The organism is Rhodospirillaceae bacterium, from assembly GCA_018662005.1.
Classification (GTDB): Bacteria; Pseudomonadota; Alphaproteobacteria; order Rhodospirillales; family JABHCV01; genus JACNJU01.
The window spans coordinates 1-21,644 of sequence record JABJHA010000041.1 but is presented as its reverse complement, the minus strand read 5'-3'; the positions used below and the strand labels follow the sequence as shown (position 1 = coordinate 21,644).

Annotated in this window: 23 protein-coding genes and 1 tRNA gene; 13 read left to right on the top strand and 11 right to left on the bottom strand. The window is 51.7% G+C overall.

Features of this window, described 5'->3' with window-relative positions; translation table 11 throughout:
• Positions 1–132 precede the first annotated feature (132 nt).
• Entirely contained in the window at positions 133–342 is a 210-nt protein-coding gene (locus HOL66_15710; protein ID MBT5245683.1) for a cold-shock protein, read from the top strand.
• 123 nt (positions 343–465) lie between these two features.
• Here HOL66_15710 and murA read toward each other — a convergent pair whose 3' ends face one another.
• Both murA and HOL66_15700 read right to left on the bottom strand, forming a co-directional pair.
• Positions 466–1,749: a UDP-N-acetylglucosamine 1-carboxyvinyltransferase gene (gene murA, locus HOL66_15705; GenBank protein MBT5245682.1), complete on the bottom strand. Its 1,284-nt coding sequence runs from the start codon at positions 1,747–1,749 to the stop codon at positions 466–468.
• 106 nt (positions 1,750–1,855) lie between these two features.
• The gene (locus HOL66_15700) at positions 1,856–2,029 is read right to left on the bottom strand and encodes a hypothetical protein (protein MBT5245681.1); all 174 of its coding nucleotides are present in this window, start codon (positions 2,027–2,029) and stop codon (positions 1,856–1,858) included.
• 165 nt (positions 2,030–2,194) lie between these two features.
• On the opposite strand from HOL66_15700, the gene HOL66_15695 reads away from it, so the two are divergent.
• A tRNA-Thr gene (locus tag HOL66_15695) sits at positions 2,195–2,269 on the top strand.
• Between the two features lie 208 nt (positions 2,270–2,477).
• Here the strand turns inward: HOL66_15695 and HOL66_15690 are convergent.
• Complete coding sequence (locus tag HOL66_15690; protein MBT5245680.1) at positions 2,478–3,428, bottom strand: Abi family protein; 951 nt, start codon at positions 3,426–3,428, stop codon at positions 2,478–2,480.
• A 328-nt stretch (positions 3,429–3,756) separates the two neighbouring features.
• Here HOL66_15690 and HOL66_15685 point away from each other — a divergent pair, with 328 nt between their 5' ends.
• Positions 3,757–4,140 (top strand): hypothetical protein, encoded by a 384-nt coding sequence (locus HOL66_15685; protein ID MBT5245679.1) that lies wholly within the window; start codon positions 3,757–3,759, stop codon positions 4,138–4,140.
• Between the two features lie 86 nt (positions 4,141–4,226).
• Here the strand turns inward: HOL66_15685 and HOL66_15680 are convergent, their stop codons facing one another.
• Positions 4,227–5,192, bottom strand: coding sequence for a DMT family transporter (locus tag HOL66_15680; protein MBT5245678.1), 966 nt, complete (start codon positions 5,190–5,192; stop codon positions 4,227–4,229).
• Positions 5,193–5,241: 49 nt separating this feature from the next.
• Positions 5,242–7,974, bottom strand: a complete 2,733-nt coding sequence (locus HOL66_15675) for an EAL domain-containing protein (GenBank protein MBT5245677.1) — start codon at positions 7,972–7,974, stop codon at positions 5,242–5,244.
• A gap of 293 nt (positions 7,975–8,267) precedes the next feature.
• Between HOL66_15675 and HOL66_15670 the strand changes: the two genes are divergently transcribed.
• Together HOL66_15670 and HOL66_15665 are read left to right on the top strand one after the other, a co-directional pair.
• Positions 8,268–8,819, top strand: coding sequence for a hypothetical protein (locus tag HOL66_15670; GenBank protein MBT5245676.1), 552 nt, complete (start codon positions 8,268–8,270; stop codon positions 8,817–8,819).
• A gap of 164 nt (positions 8,820–8,983) precedes the next feature.
• The gene (locus HOL66_15665) at positions 8,984–9,295 is read left to right on the top strand and encodes a hypothetical protein (GenBank protein ID MBT5245675.1); all 312 of its coding nucleotides are present in this window, start codon (positions 8,984–8,986) and stop codon (positions 9,293–9,295) included.
• Positions 9,296–9,312: 17 nt separating this feature from the next.
• Here HOL66_15665 and HOL66_15660 read toward each other — a convergent pair whose 3' ends face one another.
• Positions 9,313–10,587: an MFS transporter gene (locus HOL66_15660; GenBank protein ID MBT5245674.1), complete on the bottom strand. Its 1,275-nt coding sequence runs from the start codon at positions 10,585–10,587 to the stop codon at positions 9,313–9,315.
• Complete coding sequence (locus HOL66_15655) at positions 10,584–11,540, bottom strand: DMT family transporter (protein MBT5245673.1); 957 nt, start codon at positions 11,538–11,540, stop codon at positions 10,584–10,586. The genes HOL66_15660 and HOL66_15655 overlap by 4 nt, the downstream gene beginning before the upstream one ends.
• Positions 11,541–11,650: 110 nt before the next feature.
• Here HOL66_15655 and HOL66_15650 point away from each other — a divergent pair, with 110 nt between their 5' ends.
• Together HOL66_15650 and HOL66_15645 are read left to right on the top strand one after the other, a co-directional pair.
• Positions 11,651–12,466 carry a hypothetical protein gene (locus HOL66_15650; protein ID MBT5245672.1) on the top strand — a complete coding sequence of 272 codons (816 nt, stop codon included), beginning with the start codon at positions 11,651–11,653 and terminating at the stop codon, positions 12,464–12,466.
• An 18-nt stretch (positions 12,467–12,484) separates the two neighbouring features.
• Entirely contained in the window at positions 12,485–13,621 is a 1,137-nt protein-coding gene (locus HOL66_15645; GenBank protein MBT5245671.1) for a carboxylate-amine ligase, read from the top strand.
• On the opposite strand, the gene HOL66_15640 is transcribed toward HOL66_15645, so the two are convergent.
• Positions 13,608–14,672: a response regulator gene (locus HOL66_15640; protein MBT5245670.1), complete on the bottom strand. Its 1,065-nt coding sequence runs from the start codon at positions 14,670–14,672 to the stop codon at positions 13,608–13,610. The genes HOL66_15645 and HOL66_15640 overlap by 14 nt on opposite strands.
• Positions 14,673–14,801: 129 nt before the next feature.
• On the opposite strand from HOL66_15640, the gene HOL66_15635 reads away from it, so the two are divergent.
• Positions 14,802–15,047, top strand: a complete 246-nt coding sequence (locus HOL66_15635) for a DUF2312 domain-containing protein (protein MBT5245669.1) — start codon at positions 14,802–14,804, stop codon at positions 15,045–15,047.
• Here HOL66_15635 and cysC read toward each other — a convergent pair.
• Entirely contained in the window at positions 15,044–15,652 is a 609-nt protein-coding gene (gene cysC, locus HOL66_15630) for an adenylyl-sulfate kinase (GenBank protein ID MBT5245668.1), read from the bottom strand. The two genes, HOL66_15635 and cysC, sit on opposite strands and share 4 nt — an antisense overlap.
• Positions 15,653–15,783: 131 nt before the next feature.
• On the opposite strand from cysC, the gene elbB reads away from it, so the two are divergent.
• The 3 genes from elbB to HOL66_15615 all read left to right on the top strand — a co-directional run bounded on the left by elbB (position 15,784) and on the right by HOL66_15615 (position 18,618).
• A complete protein-coding gene (elbB, locus tag HOL66_15625; GenBank protein ID MBT5245667.1) occupies positions 15,784–16,464 on the top strand; it encodes an isoprenoid biosynthesis glyoxalase ElbB in 681 nt (226 codons plus the stop codon).
• Between the two features lie 3 nt (positions 16,465–16,467).
• Positions 16,468–17,430 (top strand): agmatinase, encoded by a 963-nt coding sequence (speB, locus tag HOL66_15620; GenBank protein MBT5245666.1) that lies wholly within the window; start codon positions 16,468–16,470, stop codon positions 17,428–17,430.
• A gap of 210 nt (positions 17,431–17,640) precedes the next feature.
• Positions 17,641–18,618 carry an MBL fold metallo-hydrolase gene (locus HOL66_15615; GenBank protein ID MBT5245665.1) on the top strand — a complete coding sequence of 326 codons (978 nt, stop codon included), beginning with the start codon at positions 17,641–17,643 and terminating at the stop codon, positions 18,616–18,618.
• A 155-nt stretch (positions 18,619–18,773) separates the two neighbouring features.
• Here HOL66_15615 and HOL66_15610 read toward each other — a convergent pair whose 3' ends face one another.
• Positions 18,774–19,874 carry a mandelate racemase gene (locus tag HOL66_15610; GenBank protein ID MBT5245664.1) on the bottom strand — a complete coding sequence of 367 codons (1,101 nt, stop codon included), beginning with the start codon at positions 19,872–19,874 and terminating at the stop codon, positions 18,774–18,776.
• A 275-nt stretch (positions 19,875–20,149) separates the two neighbouring features.
• Here HOL66_15610 and soxX point away from each other — a divergent pair, with 275 nt between their 5' ends.
• Complete coding sequence (soxX, locus tag HOL66_15605) at positions 20,150–20,602, top strand: sulfur oxidation c-type cytochrome SoxX (protein MBT5245663.1); 453 nt, start codon at positions 20,150–20,152, stop codon at positions 20,600–20,602.
• 37 nt (positions 20,603–20,639) lie between these two features.
• Positions 20,640–21,419 carry a sulfur oxidation c-type cytochrome SoxA gene (gene soxA, locus HOL66_15600; protein ID MBT5245662.1) on the top strand — a complete coding sequence of 260 codons (780 nt, stop codon included), beginning with the start codon at positions 20,640–20,642 and terminating at the stop codon, positions 21,417–21,419.
• A gap of 42 nt (positions 21,420–21,461) precedes the next feature.
• Here soxA and HOL66_15595 read toward each other — a convergent pair.
• Positions 21,462–21,644, bottom strand: a 183-nt coding sequence (locus tag HOL66_15595; protein MBT5245661.1) for a hypothetical protein, incomplete at its 5' end; no start/stop codon positions are given.

The following is a 21,644-nucleotide window of genomic DNA, read 5'->3' as shown; positions in this document are numbered from 1 at the left end:
TAGTTGAAAATATTGCCGAAATTAGTGGGATTCATCCCCATTTCGTGCTAGCAAACGATTCGCAAAAGCTTGATGGGGAGCCTTTGTTGCGCTATTTTTGCGCTGTCTGTGACACAAAAAGTGAGTAAAAAAATGTCTGTTGGTACTGTTAAATGGTTTAACCCGACAAAGGGGTTTGGTTTTATTGAACCTGAAGAAGGGGGCAATGACGCTTTCGTACATATCTCTGCCGTTCAAAAGGCTGGCATGGATACGCTTCGCGAAGGTCAAAAAGTAGAATTCGAACTCGTTCCCGGGGATGGTGGACGTAGCTCGGCTGAAAACCTGGTTGCTATCGACTAGATCTAACAACCGTCAAACGGAAACATTTGACGGCTGATTTTTTCATCGATCCCTTAAGACCTGGGGCAGCATAATTGCCTTACTTGGGGGCAGGTTGCACGAACCTTCTTGTATTCGGGTCAATCATTTGACCCGTTCTATATCTGCGCCACAGGCGGCGAGTTTTTCTTCGAGCCGCTCATACCCCCTGTCCAGGTGGTAGACGCGGTTGATTTCCGTCTCGCCCTCTGCCGCCAGGGCTGCCAGGACGAGTGAGACGGATGCCCTGAGGTCCGTCGCCATAACCTGCGCGCCTTTCAGGCCGCTTCCACCACGAATAATGGCCGACGCGCCGTGCACATTGACGTCCGCGCCCATGCGCGACAATTCAGGCACATGCATGTAGCGGTTTTCAAAAATGGTTTCGGTCATCATTGACGCCCCCTGGGCGACCGACATCAAAACCATCAACTGGGCCTGCATATCGGTGGGAAAGCCCGGATAGGGTTCGGTCATCACATCGACGCCCTTAAGCCCCCCTGCCCCCCTGCGCACCCGAATGCCGTCATCAACTTCGCTGATTTCAACACCGGCCTGCCTGAGAATATCGGCGACCGCGTCGATCAGGTCCAGTCGGGTGCCTTTCAGGGTCAGGTCGCCATCGGTGACCGCCGCCGCGACGGCGTAACTGCCGGTCTCAATGCGGTCCGGGACGACGGTGTAATCGGCACCGTGCAGTTCTTTTTTACCGATAATGCGCAAGGTGTCGCTGCCGATACCGTCAATTTCGGCACCCATGGCGACAAGGCAGTGGGCCAGATCCGTGACTTCCGGTTCGCGCGCCGCATTGGCAAGGGTGGTTTCACCGTCTGCCAGCGCCGCCGCCATGAGTAAATTTTCGGTGCCGCCGACAGTGACCATGGGAAAGACGATATGGGCCCCTTTCAGTCCGTCCGGGGCGGCGGCTTCAATATAGCCTTCATTAAGTTCTATTTCCGCGCCCATTTGGGCAAGCGCCTTCAAGTGCAGGTCGACCGGTCGGGTGCCGATGGCGCAACCGCCGGGCAAGGACACCCTGGCCTTGCCAAATCTGGCCAGCAGGGGACCAAGCACCAGCACCGAGGCGCGCATTTTGCGAACCAGATCATAAGGGGCCGTGGTTTTGCTGACATCGGCGGCATTAAGTTCAAACACCCGGCCATGATTGCCGCCGCCACCACTGGTGCCGTTCATGGAGATTTTGACGCCAAAATCAGCCAGCAAGTGGGCCATGGTCGAGACATCGGCCAGATGGGGCAGGTTGGACAGGGTCAGCGTCTTCTCTGACAGCAAACAGGCAGCCAGTAGTGGCAAGGCTGCATTTTTAGCGCCGCCGATGTGGATCGTGCCGGTTAATCGCCTGGCGCCGCGAATCAGTATTCGGTCCATGGGGGTCCAACATGCCAAAAATCAAAAAAAACAATCACTTCGCAAGGGATTTTTACTCTATGGCGTGGTCCTGAACAAGCACCGAAACCATCATCGTGCCGGGATTCTACTGATCCTTGTCAGCCGGTGTTCGCTGTTGACGGACCTGAACTTTGCGCCTTTTCAGATTTGCGCGCAGGGCTTCGGCCTGCCGCTCGCGGCGTTCTTCCACCCTTTTATGGTGCCGCCCGGCAGGTTCGCCCGCATTGCGCACTGGCTTTTCGGTCTTGTTTTCCGACATCGTTTGTATTTCCGAATTCACTATATCGTTGCCCATGGTGGAGCCTGAAAAAATCTTCGTCAAGGGACGCTTGCAAGGAAACAAGCGCTATGGCATTGTGCGCGCCTTCACGCCTGAGGAACGCCCACAGGCGCGGTCGAATAATCATTCGGCACCCCAATTTAAGCCGCCGTAGCTCAGGGGTAGAGCGCGCCATTGGTAATGGCGAGGTCGACAGTTCAATTCTGTCCGGCGGCACCATTTATCCCCTTTGAAAATAAAGACTTTTTCAGGGTTTCGGGCATTATATGATGTTTGGGTTTATGGCAACATACACCGAACAAAAGCGTTTTTTATCATTTAAACCCGTGCAAAACCCGTGCAGTTGTTCGCGGAGGGTTCCGGCTTTACGCCTTTTCTATTATTAGGTAAATCCTCTTTTTTAGAAGGCTTATAACTCACCCAGAGGCTAGTCCAACTTGGAAAAGAAACATCTATATATCTTCTTCCAAAGTGGAAAGCCTGCCGAATCCTGTTCTTCTTTCAACCTCCATATATTACGCTCCCTCCAATTTGCCGGAAAACCCATTGACCCTAACGGAATATTTGGATGCTCATCAAATAACTCAGCTAACCGTAAGGCCCAATGATTCTCTGGCGCAATCCTCTCAAGAAGGATTTGCATCACAAATAACTGGGCGTAAATTTTATCATTTGGTTTGAGGTCAGCTCTATAGGCTTTTGCAGCATATGGCTTGATCGTAAATTTACGGTTCCATAATCGCGAATGATGGGCACATAAATTTCGAACATATGAGATGCTGTGAACCCAGGAGCTCAGGGCGTCATGCCGCAATCCAAAATCATCACAAATTCTTTTATGTTCAGAATACGCCAAAAACTTAAACGTTCTCGAGATAACGCCAAAAGAAACAGACTCAAAAATCATCCATGATGGAGGCATTTCAGGGTTATCATATTCATCGTAATAGTGCTTGATAAACACATCCGAGTTTTGACCACGACGCCGATGGTCAATCTGCTTTTTAATTTCGGTAATGTAACTGCCATGAAGAAACAAAGCGTTACCGTTATCATCAACAGAATCACAATTGAACAAATCTGGGTCTAAATACCAGTGAGGGCCATGACGCGTAGCAATGGAGTTAGACAAGGCTGATCTAATTGCAATCTCAACCCGCTCCACTGCATCCATTACATGAAGGCGAAGTTTTCTATCAAAGATGTACCGATCAAGAACTTCTTCAAAGGTTGTCCCGTCCTTAAAATCATTTTTGTCGGGTCCAACCCCACCTGTTTTAAAGGGATGTGTATAACCAGAGAGACGATAATAGCCTATATGCTCAAGGTAAAACTCTGCCTCCTTAGCATCCGCCACACCCATACCACGTGAGATCATAACCTTAAGCTGATCTTCTACAGTCAGTCCGGGTTTGGTAAACGGTTTACGAGCCAGAGCTAATTCCTAGGATTAGGCAAAGAAAACCCGCCCATATGCGCTTCCATGGAGAGGCGGGGCGGGGGTTATTAACTATCTTATAACGCCAGATTCATTAAAATCGCAATAAAATATATTGTACTACTGCAACGATGTGATAACAACAACGAATTTCGTTGTTGTTATCACATCGTTGAACTACTGTCAATGTAAATAAACGCTTGAAAATAAATCAGTTTTTATTATAACAAGTTTATTATTCGTTGCAAAAAAGTGAAACGCAACAAGCATGGAAAAAACAAATTTTATAGCTGCGGAAACAGCTCTCCTCAAACAACTTGAAGAGATAGGGTATCAAATTACCGACTTAACCGCAGAGAAACTCGCGATACAACGATTACTGCAACGAATACGGCACGACAATCTATCCACTCGGGAAGTTACCCGAAAAAACAGTTTCGACCGCATCTTGATTGAAAATAAAATTCTTAAAATTTTGAAAGAATATGGCAAGCCTGTTTCCTCAAAAGAACTATACGACCAATGTTGTACCATAAATCATAACCTAAAACAGAATACGTTTCGATCTCACCTACATCGCATGAAACGAGACATGCAAATACAGCCCGTTAAACACAGGCGTGGCTGGTGGGAATATCCTGATACTGAATAGGCAATAGCGTGGCCCTTCAACCACGGCACGCCCTATTTGCCACATTCAATTCCCAAATCGCCTTGGCACAATCCCATACAGGCAGATCAGCGGGTGATCGGGACTTTGGCTTCCTGACGTTCCCGCCAGGCGACGAAGCCGCCTGATCCTGCGATCAGGATCATGCCGATGACCATCAAACCATCGGGCACATCACCCCAGATCACGATCCCCCAAAAAGTCGCAAACACCAGGTATGAATAATCAAAGGGAGCCAGCCAGCTGGCCTCAGCAGTTTGATAGGCTTTGGCCAGACTGACGTTGGCCGATACATTGAGCGCCGAACAGATCGCGATAATCCCGTAAACCCACAGATCGATGCTGTGCCAACCCGTAAAAAGATAAGGCCATGCCTGGGCCATTTCGGCAAACGGCTGATTGCTGAATGAAAGCAGGCCGAGGAAACCCAAAATCAGAAAGGCGATGGCGACGCCAAACGCCAGGGTAACGGGTGACTCATCGCGGCAAAGCTTGCGCGTCGTAAGAATTGTGCAGGCATAGAACATGGCGGCGAAAACAGGCATCAGGGAGAAAGGCGTAAAACTGTCTGTACCGGGCTTGAGAATAAGCAGGGTGCCGCTAAAGCCGATCAAAATCGCGATCACCCTGCGGGGGCCAACTTTTTCGCCAAGCACCAGCCCCGACAGTACGGCAATAAACAGGGGGAACACATACAAACCGGCGGCGATATCAGCCAGGCTTAAAAACGGTATGCCCGAGAAAAAGCAAACCATCGCCCCGCACAGCAAAAAACTGCGCAGCGCCACTGCCCAAAAGCGCTTTGGTGTCGGCGGCAATCCACGCAGAAAAATCAACAACAGCGACATATTGAAGAACGCCCGGAAGAACTGAAAATGCCATAAAGAAAGGTCAGAGCTGGTAAATTTGATCAAGACGTCCTGTAAACCAAGCAGGAACAAGGAGCCAACCAGAAGTGCCGCCGCCAGTGGCGGATTGTCTTCTGTCGTACCGGTTAAAAAATTTCCGCCTGCTCGCGAACCGCTGCCTACCATTACCCCCTCCTTGTTGACGGTTCAGCGAACTGTCACATCTTCGAGACGATTATCGATAAGCCTTTACAAAATCCACAAATTCTTCTGCAGGCATGGGCTTTGCGATATAAAACCCCTGCACCTCATCACAACCAAGGGCGACAAGCAATTTAATATGCTCTTCCTCTTCGGCCCCCTCTGCAATGACTTCCAGTCCAAGTGAGTGGGCCAGATTGACAATCGAGACAATGATTTCCTGATCGGTCTTGTTGGTCGGCGCGCCATTGACAAACGATTGATCAATTTTCAAACGGTCGATGGGGAAATTTTTCAAATACGCAAGTGACGCCTGTCCGGTGCCAAAGTCGTCGATGGCGATAGAGGCGCCCATGTCACGTATCTTGCGCAGGTTCCGGGTCGCCATAACCACGTCTTTCATCAGGGCCGTTTCGGTTATTTCGATTTCAAGCAGCTCGGCGGGTAACCCGGATACCTGAATAAAGTTGGTCACGTAACGAAGGAATTCCGGGGAAGCAAGCTCTTCGGCCGAAATGTTGACGCCTACTCTGATCTTCAAATCCTGTTCTGAAAGCCAGGACGCAGCTGTCATGCAGGCATTATCAACGGTCCAGGTGGTTATTTCCTCGATCAGGCCGGATCTTTCGGCAATCGGAATGAATTCTCCCGGGGAAATCCATTCCTGTGAACTCTGCGGCCAGCGAATAAGCGCCTCGCAACCGACGATGGTGTTTGTCTTGAGGTTGAACTGAGGCTGAAAAAATAGTTTGAATTCGCTGTTTTCAATAGCTGATCGCAACCATGCAACGATCTGGGTGCTTCTTACGAGCTGCTTTTTGATAGAGTCTTCAAAAAAGACAATGCTGCTTGTTATCGAGTTTTTCGCTTCATGAAGGGCGATTTCGACATCTGTCAGCAATAATTTTGCCGTTGATTCTTCACGGTCGATGAGGCTGATGCCCATGGATACATGAACAAACACGCTTGATCCCATCAAATCAAAACTATCAGAAGCGACCTGGTAAAACCGTTCGGCAATGGCAGCCAAATGGGCAATTTCATTTTCATCATCAGATATGTAGAGAACCTTGAACAGACGCTCTCCCGTCCTGGCAACGACAGATAAAGGATTCATCTGTTCATTAAGACGCTTACCGGTCTCGTAAATGATCAATTCAGATGCTTCCAGGCCGAACGTACCAACAATGTCACCCATGCCCGAAAGTTCAATCGAGGCGACAAAACCCTGACAGTTCTGATCGATATTTTCATTCAGCCGTTCTAGGAAAAACGCTTCATTGGGCATACCAGTGAAGTAATCCGTATAGGCGAGTTGATTGATTTTCTTTTCAGATTGTTTGCGCACCGTTATGTCATTGATGATAGCGCTAAAATATTTTCGCTGGCCAACTTCCCAAGCCCCCAGGGACAAGGACACGGGCACCTCGTGTCCGTCCTTGTGCAAACCTGATAATTCAACGGTCTTGCCGATAATCTTGTAAGCACCGGTTTCAACGACACGGCTTAACCCTTTTGAATGGGCGCCCTTATAACGGTCGGGGATGATCCGTGTCGTGGGTTGGCCGAGGATTTCTTTTTCGTTGTACCCGAACACCTTTTCAGCACCTGGATTCCAACTTACAATATTTCCCTCATCATCACTGGAGATTATCGCCGTCGTGCCGCTCGATTGGAAAATTGCACGTAATTTCGTTTCACTATCCAGCATGGCCTCTCTGGCCTGTTCCATAGCGGCAGTCCGGGTGTCCAGAGCATCGGCCATTTGATCGAAGGTTTGTCCCAAGCGACCCAGTTCACCCATATCGGCAGAAACATCGGAACGAGCCTTCAGGTTTCCCTTGGCCAGGGCCTCTGATAAAACCACGAGCCGGTTAATGGGATTAATAAGCAAAGCCCTGGCGCCTCCCCAGGCCAGAATCAACGATAGTGTTGTGAGAAACCCGACGATCATCAAACGCTGGTACAGATCCATCAGGAACACGCTTTCCAGGCTATCCAATGATGTGAAGGAAACGACATTCGCCCCCTTGGGAATATGCGGAATGACCGCAACCACCCCTATCATTTCCTCGCCACTTTCAAGCTTGAACGTACCCGTACCCTTTTTTACATCACGGGCAAGGTGGGGAATACCGACCTCGCTAATGGTAATGCCTACAGGAAAAGAGCCATTGGGATAAGACGCAAGAACCACGCCCCCATCATCAAACATCACCATCTGCTCACCTTTGTGCTTGAACACTGATGAGAAATATCCCGCAACCCAGGTAAGATTAAGTCCTGTGTTAACCGTTCCGACAACTTTGTTTTGATCTAAAAGGGGCTCGGAAAAAACCAAAATCGGTTTGCCGGATAGAACCCCGAATTTAAAAGGACTGACGGCGAATTTTCCTGTCGCGAAGGCCTGGTTTATATTTGGGGAATGAGCCACAAGGACAGGCTTGGGCAGGGGGCCGGAACTGCAGACGATGTATTTATCTTCATTGACCACAGAAAAATTACTGTATTTGGTATAACGGGCGCCCACTTCTTGTAGCAGGTTTGTGCAGGCCTCAATGTTACCGCTTGATATTTCTTTCACCCCGGCAAGGGTAGTCAGCAGTTCGTGGGATGTCTCAATCAGGTCGTGCACTTTACCAACCACAGCGTCGGATGAGCGGGTCAGGTCTTCGGTGGCCTTGATGATGTTTTCCTGTTTTGCCTGAGTCTCTTTATACACGTCAAAAATCGCGATGGGCAAAGCGACCAACACGATCAAAAACATAATTCGATATCTTAAACTTTGCCCAAAAAATTTCATCTTGTAACCATTTCTCGCGATACCTTTTTGGGCTTGTAGCTCCCCAAATTCTGGCACTCGAAAAGACCATGCTCCTTTCAATACATGCTGTTATGGAATCAGTTTAAATCTAACGTGCAACTTCCAAATTTGAAGACACTTCCTATATACATAGTTCGGCCCCTTATGGGGGGAAAACATAGATTTATACAATTAATACCCAACCAGTCTGCTGCCGGTTTCTTGGGTTGACGCTCTGCCTGCTATAGGATTGATCAATGATTAAATTTACTGTCCTCGCAATATTATTTTCTCTTCTCGCTCCGCCTGGCCTTAAGGCCGACCAGAATGACGCCATGCTGGATGCCCTCTTCGCACGCCTGCAGCAAACCGCGGATAGCGATGAAGCGGCAGATATCGAGCAATCCATCTGGACGGCCTGGATACACCACGACGATGGGCAAATCAGTAAGCGGATGTCCATTGGCATCAACGCCATGAATCGCGGTGCATTTAAGCTTTCGATACTAGCGTTCGGCGAAATCGTTGAAATTGATCCAGGTTATGCCGAAGGATGGAACAAACGCGCCACTGCCTACTACCTTCTGGGAAACTATGAAGCGTCGGTTTTTGATATTCAAAATACACTGGCCCTTGAGCCCCGCCACTTTGGTGCGTTGTCGGGGCTGGGCCTGATCTATTCGGCCATCGGCAAAGATCGGGCGGCGCTTAAGGCATGGGAAAAAGCATTGACCATTAATCCGCAAATGCCAGGGATCAAAGCCAAGATCAAAGACCTTCGTCAGATACTCGAAGGGCAACAAACCTGAGATGTCTTCATAAATATAATTTAATTAAAATTTGAAATAAATTTAAGTAAATAGATTCTTCTTCTATTTGCTAACTATTAATTTATACTTATGATTAATGGAGACACCAACCCATTACTTCCAAATGACCCCGCCCATAAGCCCTTTGACCAGTGGAGATTATCATGGGCACGTCAAAACGTATTCCCCCAGGCGGGGTTGTCATCCTTGTTGTTATGTTACTTTTACCAGGCTGCATTCCCTGGCCCGTCAGCATGGCCTTGTCGGGAATCAGTTATGCAGCATCGGGGAAATCCATCGGCGATCATTTCCTGTCAAGTTTCGCCCAGAAGGACTGTTCCGTTGGGCGGGCTGTTCTCGATCAAAGTGATATTTGCCAGGACCCTGATAATCTGGCGATCATCGTTAAAGACATAGACGATAACAAAGGCCTTGAAATAGCACCGGCCTCGGGTGATGCGCCAGGCGGCGGCTGACACTGGCCTTAAGGATATTATTCGTCGCTTAAGAAGACATTCCGGCAACGGGTTTCACGCACCAGAAGCGCCATCACAACGGCGACAACACCGCCGATAACAAGACTGAAGAGCGCCACCTTGTAGGCATCCACAGAATAAATCCGGCTTCCGGCGATCAGCGTGCCATCCCAGTTCATATCTAGCAGCCAGCCAATGAAAGGCTGGAAGAACGCCCCCGAAGCCATCACCATCATGTTGACAAAACCGAGGGTCACCCCACCATGTCCGGGTTTGTTGTTTTCACGACTGATGACAAAGCAAATGACCATGCCGCCATTAAAAAACCCGTGCAGAAAAAGCAATGCCTGCACCCCTTCAAGGGGCAGGTTCGGAACGTAGATAAGAATGATAAATATGATCAAAACAATGATCGAGCTGATCAGCATCGGCAAGCGACGTAATCCGATATGATCGGAGACCCAGCCAGTCAATGGAGCGCCGATTCCCCAACCGATGAGCATCAACGACGTTGAGGCAGCGGCTTCCGTCCGCTCCAGGCCATATGCCTGCATCATATAAGGCACACCCCAAAGACCGGCAAACGCCAGAACGGGGGCCGTCATGGTGCCGCCATAAACAGCCGCGTACCAACTTTGAGGGTTTTTCAGAGTGACCTTCAGACCATGCAACAGACCTGCCGTTTGCTCGCCGATATCAGGGCCAAGGGTATCATCGGCACGGTCGCGGACAATCAGCCAGATCAACGCCGCCAGGGCAATGGCGACGAAGGCGGCGACGCTCAACGTATCGCGCCAGCCGAATACCGCAACAGCAGCAGCCAACGGCGCCTGACCGGCAACAGCGCCGATCATCCCCAGCATCAGGGTCATTCCCGAAACCATGGCGAAGCGTTTGGGCGGCAGCCACTGTGCCGTTAGCTTCAATGTTCCAACCCAGGTGAAACCAGCCCCCGCCCCGATCAGCAAGCGCCCTGCGTAAGCCATGGTCAGGCTATCGGCCTTGGCGAACAGCAGGCTTCCGGCCCCACACAACAAGGCCGCTCCGACCAGCATCCGCTTGGCCCCCCAATGATCAATCATGATGCCGATGGGAAGTTGCAAACTGGCGTAGGCATAAAAATAAAATGCCGAAAGATTTCCCAAAACCGCCGCACTGACGCTGAATTCGGACATCAGTTCGCCGACCATGACGCTGGGCGCGACGCGCTGGAAAAAGCCATAGCAATAAAAGCTCGCCGCTAATCCCCAAACCAGCCACGGATAAAAACCTGTTCTGTCACCACGGGTCATGCTGGCCCTCCCTGAAGGTTGCCACGGCGGGCAACGATGACGCCACCGATGACAATACAGGCGCCAACAATCTGCCAGCCACCGGGAACTTCTGACAGGATAATCCAGGCCAGGAACACTGCCGCCACCCCTTCAAGCAGCATGGCGACCGCGGTGAAGGCCGATGACAGATGAGCCAGGGCGTAGGCAATCGCACCCTGACCTCCAACATGGGTCAACAACGCCAAAGCAAGCAACACGATCCAGCCGTTAAATGTCTGCGCGATCAAGGCTTCACCGGATATCAATGTTGCTGGCAACAGTATGGCGGCGGTGACAGCGGTGGTCAAAAACATGATGGAGGCCGTCGAGAAATGGGCCCTCAGACGACCGACAGTGAGAATGTAAGAGCCAAAGAACACACCTGTCCCGACGCCTAATAAATCGCCAAAGAGCCTTTCCCTGCTCAATTGAAAACTGTCACCCATCAAGACCGCAGCACCTAAGATGGCAACAACAACACCAAAAAGAAAGAGCCTGGAAAACCGCTCCCTGAACAAGACAAATGATCCGAGCGTCACCCAAATCGGCGCCATGGTGGCCAGCAATGTCGCGTTGGCGACAGTTGTGAATTGCAACGACCAATGCCAGCAAATCAGATCGCCGGCAAAAAAGAAGCCGGCCAGCGCCATGACCTTGTAATCCTTAAGGTCCGGTGTGGGGGTCGCTTTTGGCGATGTTGGTCCGCGACGCTTTTCAAGAGTGCTCCACAACCACAACACCGGCAAGGCAAGAAAGACCCGGTGGAAGGCGCTCGCCGTCGGCCCCAGTTCGCTTAAGCGCACCAGTATGGGTGAAAAACCCAACGTCACCGCACCGACAATCAGGGCGGTCAACACCAATCCTTGAGAGCCCGTACCCTTCGCCAGTAGGCCACCATCAGCGGCGGCTTCTGTTTCCCCGTTATTACTCATAGATGGCTCTTAAAGGCTATTTTCCATCGCCGCCAGTAAATTTCCGCTAATTGCAAAACAAAGCAAAAAACAGTCCTCGAATTACGGACAAATTGCGTTATACAGGAGCCATGAATAGTGATTTTCCCGACCTCGCCGAACCAACACTGATTGGTGAAGACGACCCGGCCCCATACGAGGTCATAAACCCCGATGGCAAGGCCACAATGTTGCTGGTTTGCGATCATGCCTCACGTGCCATACCCCAGGGCATGAATCAGCTTGGCCTGGACGATAGCGCCCTTGAATTGCATATCGCCTGGGACATTGGCGCTGCCGCGGTAACCCGCAGTTTGTCCAGAAAACTGGACGCGGCGGCGGCTCTTGCCGGATATTCCCGTCTGCTGATTGACGTTAACCGGCAACCGGGCGACCCCCAGTCGATACCGGAAATCAGCGACAATACGCCGGTTCCGGGCAATGCGAATTTAAGCGAAAACGATCAGCTTGAAAGGGTTGAAAACTTCTTCTGGCCCTATCATCACGCACTGGCCAATACCCTGGCCCACTTGTGGCGACGCGGACCGGCACCGGCCCTGTTTTCCATTCACAGTTTCACCCCGTCCCTCGCCGGAAGGGACCGCTATTGGGATATCGGCGTTCTGTGGAACAGGGATCCACGGTTGGCCGTGCCTTTGCTGGAAAAACTTAGAAATGCCGAGGACGGTCGCTATCATGTCGGCGACAATGAACCCTATTCCGGACGGGATATCGCCTATACCATAGATTTACACGCAGGTGCCGCGGGCCTTCCTACGTGCGCCGTGGAAATTCGCCAGGACCTGATCGAAACCCCCGAGGGTGTCGAGCACTGGGCCGGCGTACTGGCGACAGCCTTCAAAGACATCCTGGCCCAGGACAGTTTGCACAAGGTCGAGCATTTTTAGTCACCAACGGAGGGATAGATGTCAGATAAAGAACCATCTTTCACCATCGGCATCGAAGAAGAATACCTGCTGGTTGATCCGAAAACGCGGGATTTGGCGGACGAACCACCGGAAGAGCTATGGGCTGAATGCGAGGAGCGCCTTGGCGACCTGATCAAACCGGAATTCCTTAAATCGCAAATCGAAGTCGCGACGGGTGTTTGCCAAACCATTGACGATGGCCGCGAAGATTTGAGCCGACTGCGTAAGACCGTCGCAGACGTCGCCAGCAAACACGGGCTGGCGCCGATTGCCGCATCGACCCATCCCTTTTCCCAGTGGCAGGCACAGCAGCATACGGACAAGGAACGCTACCATGTGCTGGCCCAGGACATGCAGGCTGTCGCCCGCCGTCTTTTGATTTGCGGTATGCATGTTCATGTGGGGCTCGACGATGACGAACTGCGCATTGATTTGATGAATCAGGCCAGTTACTTCCTGCCTCATATTCTGGCGCTCAGCACATCCTCCCCGTTCTGGCAGGGCACCGATACGGGCCTGAAGTCGTACCGGTTGAGCGTCTTCGATGAATTGCCCCGTACCGGGCTTCCCGAACGCTTCGATTCCTACGCCGAATACAAACGCCACGTAAATGTCCTGATCAAGGCAGGCACGATCAAGGATGCCTCGATGTTATGGTGGGATATCCGGCCCTCAACCGCCTTCCCGACCCTGGAGATGCGGATCACCGATGTCTGCACCCGCCTTGAGGACACCTGCTCCATCGCCGCCCTGTTCCAGTGCATTATCCGTATGCTTTACCGGTTGCGCCGCGACAACCAGCGCTGGCGCATGTACGCCAATATGTTGATCAACGAGAACCGCTGGCGGGCCCAACGTTACGGACTTGACGACGGGTTGCTTGATTTTGGCAAGGGCGCCATGGTCCCCAGTGCCGATCTGATCGACGAACTGATCGATATGGTAGCCGAAGATGCCGAGGCCCTGAAGTGCAGCGCAGAAATTAAACGACTGCGTGAAATCGTCAAACACGGCACCAGTGCCCATCGCCAACGGGCCGTTTATTATCAATCCATTGAAAGTGGCATGACAAACGAGGACGCCCTGGACGCCGTCGTCGACATGTTGATCGACGAAACGGTCATGGGGCTTTAGTCAGTTTTTCGACAACGGCTTCCAATGAGCGTTGGAGTTCACGACCGATCGCTCCTCCATCACCGGAAACCTTGTCTCGCAAGACGGCGCGCATGGCGTCAATGTGGGCCTGAACCAGCTCAACGGCAATGTCATCCTGGCGACAATTCTGACCCGTAGCGTCGTAGAGCATTTTTCCGAAAATCGTAATCAGGGGATAACCGAAAGTTCCGCCCTGGCCCCGCAATTCATGGGCCAGCAGGTTGATTTCCTCGAAATATTCCCGCCGCGACCCCGTGCCCTTAAGGGCTTCGTCACACAACAATGAAAGTTTTTTCAGATAATCGTGCGCCCACTGGGTAAAATCCAGGGCGTCGCGCTGCAATTGTTGCTCCGCTTCTTCCAGAAAATCGAGCGGCAATTCGCATGGTCCGCTCAAACCCAATCCCCCGGCCTTGTCCTTTAAAGAATTTGGCAGGCGGAAATACCAGACATCCGTTGGCGTTTCCGGTTTGACCGCTTTTTCAGGGGAATAAACGATGGCCACATCCTTTTCCTCGGTCATCCGCCTTTCCATTGTTGGTGCGGAACCTTCCTGACGCCTGCGGTCCGGCCCAAAATAGCTTTGGGTGGCAACGAACTGGCGGGGGAAATTGATCACTTCAAGGATACGACCGGATACACTTTGGGCCGAAAACGGCTTGGCCAGGAATTCCGTTACCCCCAAATCCCGTGCGGCGTGAACATATTCATTATCGGCCGCCCCCGAAAGCATGATGAACGGCATAAAACGGTTGGGGGATTCCTTTGCTGTCCTCAACCACCTGAGCAACAGCAACCCGTTTACCGGCGACATCACCAGATCAGAAATCACCAGATCAATGGCATGGCCCTTTGAAGCCCCTTGTGGTCCGCAAAGTGTCTTAAAGTAATCGATCGCATCGGCGCCATTTTCGGCAACCGTAATATTTTCAAAACTAAGATGCCGCAACAGGTTGTCGAGAACACTGCGGATATAGTCATTATCTTCGGCAAGGAACAAATTACAGCGTTCTAAACTAAAGGTCGGCACGTCGCGCTCCCGCTATCATTGGTGCTTTGATAACTTTAGCATAAAGTTCCTCCAACAAACCATTTCCGCCCTTGCTATATCCCCCTAACGAAGATTATCTTGCGGCCAACAAAATTAAAGGAGTCGAAAATGGCGGATGTTGGTGGAGTTGCTGCGGATCGGTTGCGGTCCTTTATTGAAAGGATCGAACGCCTGGAAGAGGAAAAAGCGGCCCTTGCCGCCGATATCCGGGAAATTTATTCCGAAGCCAAGGGCACTGGCTTTGACGTCAAGATCATCCGCCAGGTCGTGCGCTTACGCAAAATGGATCAGACCGATCGCCGCGAACAAGAAGAAATTCTCGACCTCTACAAGCGCGCCCTTGATATTGATTAATCCTTTGGCACGCCGAAGGCGGTGTCGATGTAATCGGTCAGGATAGCGATACTTTCCTCGATCCCAAGCGTCCCTGTATCGATTTCAAGATCGGCGTTCTCGGGCTCCTCGTAAGGTGCTGAAACGCCTGTAAAATCAGCGATTTCGCCCAAATGAGCTTTCTTGTAAAGGCCCTTGGGATCACGCGCCTCGCAGGCCGCCAGGTCGGCCGAAAGGAAGACCTCGTGAAATCCTTCATGAGCGGCGCTTCGGGCCAGCTTGCGGTCTTCACGGTAAGGCGAGATAAAAGCCGAGATGACGATGCTTCCGGCTTCACCAAACAAGGCCGCCACCTCGCCGATGCGCCGAATGTTCTCTGCCCGGTCCTCTGGCGAAAACCCCAGATCGCTGTTCAGACCATGGCGAACATTATCCCCGTCCAGTACGTAAACCTGATAGCCCCTGGCGAACAGACGCTGTTCCAACTCGAAAGCCAGGGTCGTCTTACCCGAACCCGAAAGACCGGTGAACCACAACACCCCGCCTTTATGGCCATTGGCGCGGGCCCGCTCATCCGCACTGACCCGGTGGGCGACGGCGGTAATGTTTTGAGACTTGATGGTCATGATTTTGGCTCCAGCGAGTAATTTCTGTCAGGTCCTTTTATGGCCTTTTCCCTTGCCTATCAACCCGTAGTGGGGATTTACTTATTTGCTAACAATCCGCCTTCGCGGAAATTCATATAAGGAGACGCACCATGACCGACACCAAACCGACTATCGCGGTTGTCCTTTCGGGTTGCGGCGTCTATGACGGCGCTGAAATTCACGAGTCAACCCTGACCTTGCTGGCGCTGGACCGCCAGGGCGCCGCGTATCAATGCTTTGCCCCGGACGTTGAGCAAGCCCACGTCGTCAATCACTTAAACGGCGAGGTCAGCGATGAAAGCCGTAACGTTCTGGTCGAATCCGCGCGTATTGCCCGTGGCGCCATCAAGGATGTGAAGGAATTCGACGCCGCTGATTTCGACGCCATCATTTTTCCCGGCGGCTTCGGCGCTGCCAAGAACTTATGCTCATTCGCCTTCGACGGTGCCGATTGCACGGTCAACGACGATGTCAGGGCGGTCGTTAAGGCGGTTCATGGCGCTGGCAAACCGATTGGCGCTTTATGCATTGCGCCGGCCATGATCGCTCGTGTTCTCGAAGGCGCGGAAGTAACAATCGGCCAGGACCCCGATACCGCCGAGGCTATCCAGGCAATGGGCGGCGCTCACAAAACAACAACACATGGTGAAATCGTCATCGACGAAGCGCTGCGTCTCGTCACCTCGCCTTGTTACATGCTGGACGCAACCATCAGCCAGATCGCCGACGGGGCTGACAATACGGTCCGCAGCGTTCTTGATATGGTCAAGCAGGACAGGAAAGCAGCCTAAAATATGGTGGACAATTCCTACGAAAGCGGACGACTGAACCTTCCCTTCGTCGGTCACTGCACTTTTGCCAAGCGCCAGCCATGCCTGGATTGGGACGCCATTGACGCCGATGTTGCCGTGTTGGGCGTTCCCTATGATATGGGCACCCAGTACCGGCCCGGCGCCCGTTTCGGGCCACGGGCGATACGCGAGGCATCGACCCTGTTTTCTTTCGGCCACGGCGGTGCTTACGACCACGAAGACGATGTCACCTACCTGCCCATGGACAAGGTCAGTATGGTTGATATCGGTGACGCCGATATTGTCCACACCAATACCGAAAAAAGCCACGCCAATACCGAAGCGGCGGTTCGGGCTATTTTGAAAGCGGGTGCCATGCCGGTTATTTTAGGCGGCGACCACGCCATTCACGCCCCTTGTATGGCGGCATTTTCAGAACAGGAGCCGGTCCACATCATCCATTTTGATGCCCATCTTGATTTTGTCGATGAACGTCACGGGGTCCGTTATGGACACGGCAATTGCTTGCGTCGCGCCTCCGAAATGGACTGGGTTACCGGCATGACCCAGATGGGTATTCGTAATGTCTCGTCATCGAATAAAAGCGACTATGACGACGCCCGCGCCGCCGGTTCGGATATCCTGTCTGTCCGCGATGTCAGAAGACTTGGAACGCAAGGCACGCTGGACAGGATTCCCGATGGCAAGCGCTTCTACGTGACCATCGATATAGACGGTTTCGATCCGTCAATAGCGCCCGGCACCGGAACCCCCAGCCACGGCGGCTTCCACTACTACGAGGTTCTGGAAATCCTGCAGGGGCTTGTCAAAAAAGGCGATGTGGTCGGTTTGGATGTGGTCGAAGTGGCGCCTGATTATGACCAAAGCGGCATCACCGCCATGCTGGCAGCGCAGGTTATTCTAAACTTCCTGGGCTTTATTTTCCATGAGCGGAGTTTGCGGTAATATTGACGATTAAAGGCAAAGCCTGGGGACGGCAATGTCCGCTTCCAAGCGGGTAGCAGACGCTTAAATGCACTTTCTACCCTGTCTGCTTTTAGCCATTTACTTACATTCCCATAGTTTTAGAGTATTTTTTCACTCACGGTACAATTGTAACAAATAACCAACGGGCCAAGAAATAACCGGTTATAAATTTAACAAATTAGAGGGTGATTGAGGATGTTAAAACCGATTGATCAATGTGATGTAAATGTCCTGGTCGATAACATTATGGATATACTCTCTACGGCCCCTGATTCTGTTACTGGCCACGTCCCGAATGTACTAAAAGCAGGAGCAACAGAACTTTCCGGGAAATGCCTATGCTGTGCCCATTGGGGGCTTTCACTCGTGATAACGGCGAACCATGGGGCAGATAGTCATACATTGCTGTTTGATTCCGGACCGGAAGGGGAAACGGTAGAACGTAATGGCAATCGACTGGGGATTGAATTTTCAAAAATTGATGCTGCGATGTTTTCTCACGGTCACTGGGACCACGTTGGCGGAATGACTTCTGCTATTCGGCTGATCAACGAAGCGAAGAGTGGGGAAAAAACTCCTGTGCATGTCAATGATGACATGTTCGTTCTGCGCGGAATGAAACTTCCCGATGGCAGAATTATACCGTTCGAAGAGTTGCCTGACAAAAGCGAGCTTGAAGGGCTTGGCGCCGATATCGTCTCAAGGGCAGAGGAGCATACTCTTTTAGGGGACACCTTCTACATTAGCGGCGAAATTCCACGGGTGACACCTTACGAAGTTGGGCTTCCTCCTCATGTAAAGGATATAGGTAACGGGTGGGAACCCGATCCGCTAATTATGGATGAGCGTTATACAGCCGTGCACGTTAAAGATAAGGGAATCGTCGTGTTTACTGCTTGTTCCCATGCTGGTGTAATTAACGTGCTGAAGAATGCGCGTGAGGTCTTCGACCCAATTCCTCTGTATGCTGTGATGGGTGGTTTTCATTTATCCGGGGCGGCGTGCGAAGCGATTATTCCGGAAACAATTGAAGACATGAAAGCCTTCAATTTAAAATTAATCGTTCCCGGACATTGTACCGGCTGGAGGGCTATCCACAAACTGGTTGAAACTTTTGGCGAAGAGGTCGTGGTGATGTCAGCGGTTGGACAGTCCCATAGATTTTGAAGACGATAAAACCTTAATGCCAAACTTCCGCTTTGGGTCATAACCAGACCTAATCATTGGCCCTGAATGATGTCCGCTCTACCTGCCCTAAACCAATATAGGGTCTGCCTCACGCTGCAGGTGACCGAGAGGAACACGTGCCGTCATTGACCCAGCTAGAGAGCGGCAAGATTTGCAGCGACCGCGTCTTCATTCCATTCCAGACCCACACCCGGCACGTTCGGGATGTTCAGAAGTCCATCCTTGATTTCATACGGGTTCTGCAAAATGGGGTCGGCCCAATTTTGCCATTCCAGCCAATGAGCGGTTTCGGTGACACGCATGACATGCGCGGCGACTTCTGGATAAAGATGTGTAGAAACGGGGACGCCCGCCACACCGGCAATGGCTGCGGCCCGCAACCAGCCCGTGACGCCGCCAATCCGCATGAAATCCGGCATCACCAAGTCGCAAGCCTTATTTTGAAGTGCCTTGTAGAGGTCCCGGGGGCCGTAAAAATTCTCACCGATTTGAACAGGCGTTTTCAACTCTGCAGTTAACTGAGCGTACCCATCCATATTGTCGTAGACGATGGGTTCTTCGATCCAAGCTAGACCTAGTTCATCGATCATGTGGCACCGCTCAAGTGCTTCGGCCATGTTGAGCCCCTGGTTGAAGTCGATCATCAACTGCAAATCGTCACCGAGCATCTTGCGGACGGCTTCTACGGTCGACACATCGTCCGCCGCCCGGTCCCGACCGAGGCGTAATTTGAGACCAGTGAAGCCCCCTTCATCGCGCAACTCGATGGCTTCCGCCGCGACTTCATCGGGGTCTTTCAGCCAAAGACCATTACTGTTGTACGATTTAACAGGACCAACGGAACCACCGAGGAGGACACAAAGGGGCATCCCCGCAGCCTTTGCCAACGCATCCCAGGCCGCCATGTCCAGTCCGGAAACCGCAATCATCGACATGCCCTCATAGCCGAGGAAATGGAGAGACTTGCGTCCGGCATCAAAAAGTTCTGTTGCGGTAACTTCTCGTCCCTTGAAAAGGTCGGACAGGTCGTTCAACGCGGGAATAAGGTACCGCATCGATTTCGCAACATAGGGTTCCAAATAACTTCGACCAGTAATGCCCTCCTTGGTGTAGAGGTCGATCAAAATGAGCGGCCACTCCGTAATTGTTGCGATACGTGCAACGATGGGTCGCTTCAATTTAAGCAGGACCGGTCGTGCCCGGATGCCTTCAAACGTCAATTTTTCCAATTGCATGAAGCGCCATTCTCCCTGACATCAAGCCAATCAATCATTGTATGGTTATTATATATCCCACGCGACTCCAATGTCCGCTTTGGGTCAAAAACAGGCAGAACTCTCTCGATTAACAAAGCTCGCCAACCGCCTGAAAGCAGACGTTTGCCCTGCTTTGTGAAGTGAGTTCCCGCCCTTGACCCCAGTCAATGACATTCACTTCAGCCATTATCATGCTGCGCACGAAATACGTTTAAAGCAGAAGGCGACACTAATTCGGCTGGGAGGCTTGAAAAATGCCTGTTCATCGCTATGCACCGCTGCTCTGCGCTGCTTTTTTTCTGTTGTTCGTCATCGCCGCCACGCAAACTTTTGCCGGGGAGCAATTGAATGCGGATCAACCCCTGGCCGGCACCAAATCCGGTGATGCCAAGGCTGGCAAGAATGTTTTCATTCATCGCAAAAAAGGCAACTGTCTTGCCTGTCATGTTGTCACCTCGCTTGATTATATTTTGTTTCATGGCGAAGTTGGCCCGCCCCTCGACGGGGTCGGCTCAAATTTGAGTGAAGCCGAGATCCGGCTTCAGGTCATGGACCCCCGGATCAACAATCCCGATACCATTATGCCGCCCTACCACCGGACCGAGGGACTAAACCGGGTTCTTGTTAAATATAAGGACAAAACCATTTTATCAGCCCAGCAGGTGGAAGATATTGTCGCCTATCTGAAAACCTTGAAGGACGAATAATATAATCCCCTACAAAAGCCAAAGGGAGTATGAATTCATGCATGCGTTGATGAAAAGCGCCGCTACAATTTTGACGATTTTGGCCCTGTTGACGCCTGCCCGCGCCGATGAAGGTGAAAAATTGAAATCCGGCTATGATTACGCGGTGCCTGCGACCCAGGCTTTTCAGGATGATGATTTTGCCGGCCCGGCGCTGGTCTTTCTTGAAGACGGCGAAGCGGCATGGTCAAAAGTTGACGGCAGCCAAGGCAAGTCGTGTGCGTCTTGCCATCCCGACCCGGCCGTAGAAATGAAGGGCGTTGGCAGCGCTTATCCCAAATATGACGCGGCTTCTAAAAAGCCCATTAGCCTGTTGCAAAAGATCAACCGCGAGCGCAAGGATCGCATGGGGGCCAAAGCCTGGAGTTGGAGTTCGCCCAGTCTTCTGGGTATTTCCGCCTTCATCATGGCGCAATCGCAGGGCATGACCTTTGATATCAATATTGACGGGCCAATGGAGCCTTTCTTCAACAAAGGCAAAAAGCTCTATAACACCAGAAATGGTCAGTTGAACATGGCGTGCAAGCATTGCCATTCGGATTACGCCGACAACCTGTTGCGTGGCAACGTGTTGAGCAATGGTCTGGCCAACGGCTTTCCTACGTACCGCTTGGGGGCGCAAAAACTGGTGTCCTTGCACACCCGTTTCAGGGGCTGTGAAAAAAGGCTGCGGGCCCAACCCTTCAAGCTTCAATCGGACGAATATGTAAACCTTGAGCTGTTCCTGAAATGGCGGGGTAGAAACATCGTCGTCGAAATGCCGTCAGTCAGGCTGTAGGGCGGTACAAAATCTGGCGCTTTTGTGAAGTGAATTCGCGCCCTACAACTTGCCCAGACTGGCGACAAAACGGGAGTAGATTTCATTTAATGCCTTGTTCATGGCGATAACGGCGTCGCCGACGGTTGCCGACTGGGCGCCGACTTCGACCCGGTAGTTGGCAAGGTGGATAATTTCACCGTTCTGCTCGTCCTGAAGCCCCAGTTGCAGTTCGGCAATGGCGCT

What these genes read in the sequence shown, in the direction of transcription:
- HOL66_15710 (MBT5245683.1), top strand. Translation starts at nt 133, where the DNA reads ATGTCTGTTGGTACTGTTAAATGGTTTAACCCGACAAAGGGGTTTGGT.
- murA (MBT5245682.1), bottom strand. Translation starts at nt 1,749, where the DNA reads ATGGACCGAATACTGATTCGCGGCGCCAGGCGATTAACCGGCACGATC.
- HOL66_15700 (MBT5245681.1), bottom strand. Translation starts at nt 2,029, where the DNA reads ATGTCGGAAAACAAGACCGAAAAGCCAGTGCGCAATGCGGGCGAACCT.
- HOL66_15690 (MBT5245680.1), bottom strand. Translation starts at nt 3,428, where the DNA reads ATGATCTCACGTGGTATGGGTGTGGCGGATGCTAAGGAGGCAGAGTTT.
- HOL66_15685 (MBT5245679.1), top strand. Translation starts at nt 3,757, where the DNA reads ATGGAAAAAACAAATTTTATAGCTGCGGAAACAGCTCTCCTCAAACAA.
- HOL66_15680 (MBT5245678.1), bottom strand. Translation starts at nt 5,192, where the DNA reads ATGGTAGGCAGCGGTTCGCGAGCAGGCGGAAATTTTTTAACCGGTACG.
- HOL66_15675 (MBT5245677.1), bottom strand. Translation starts at nt 7,974, where the DNA reads ATGTTTTTGATCGTGTTGGTCGCTTTGCCCATCGCGATTTTTGACGTG.
- HOL66_15670 (MBT5245676.1), top strand. Translation starts at nt 8,268, where the DNA reads ATGATTAAATTTACTGTCCTCGCAATATTATTTTCTCTTCTCGCTCCG.
- HOL66_15665 (MBT5245675.1), top strand. Translation starts at nt 8,984, where the DNA reads ATGGGCACGTCAAAACGTATTCCCCCAGGCGGGGTTGTCATCCTTGTT.
- HOL66_15660 (MBT5245674.1), bottom strand. Translation starts at nt 10,587, where the DNA reads ATGACCCGTGGTGACAGAACAGGTTTTTATCCGTGGCTGGTTTGGGGA.
- HOL66_15655 (MBT5245673.1), bottom strand. Translation starts at nt 11,540, where the DNA reads ATGAGTAATAACGGGGAAACAGAAGCCGCCGCTGATGGTGGCCTACTG.
- HOL66_15650 (MBT5245672.1), top strand. Translation starts at nt 11,651, where the DNA reads ATGAATAGTGATTTTCCCGACCTCGCCGAACCAACACTGATTGGTGAA.
- HOL66_15645 (MBT5245671.1), top strand. Translation starts at nt 12,485, where the DNA reads ATGTCAGATAAAGAACCATCTTTCACCATCGGCATCGAAGAAGAATAC.
- HOL66_15635 (MBT5245669.1), top strand. Translation starts at nt 14,802, where the DNA reads ATGGCGGATGTTGGTGGAGTTGCTGCGGATCGGTTGCGGTCCTTTATT.
- cysC (MBT5245668.1), bottom strand. Translation starts at nt 15,652, where the DNA reads ATGACCATCAAGTCTCAAAACATTACCGCCGTCGCCCACCGGGTCAGT.
- elbB (MBT5245667.1), top strand. Translation starts at nt 15,784, where the DNA reads ATGACCGACACCAAACCGACTATCGCGGTTGTCCTTTCGGGTTGCGGC.
- speB (MBT5245666.1), top strand. Translation starts at nt 16,468, where the DNA reads ATGGTGGACAATTCCTACGAAAGCGGACGACTGAACCTTCCCTTCGTC.
- HOL66_15610 (MBT5245664.1), bottom strand. Translation starts at nt 19,874, where the DNA reads ATGCAATTGGAAAAATTGACGTTTGAAGGCATCCGGGCACGACCGGTC.
- soxX (MBT5245663.1), top strand. Translation starts at nt 20,150, where the DNA reads ATGCCTGTTCATCGCTATGCACCGCTGCTCTGCGCTGCTTTTTTTCTG.
- soxA (MBT5245662.1), top strand. Translation starts at nt 20,640, where the DNA reads ATGCATGCGTTGATGAAAAGCGCCGCTACAATTTTGACGATTTTGGCC.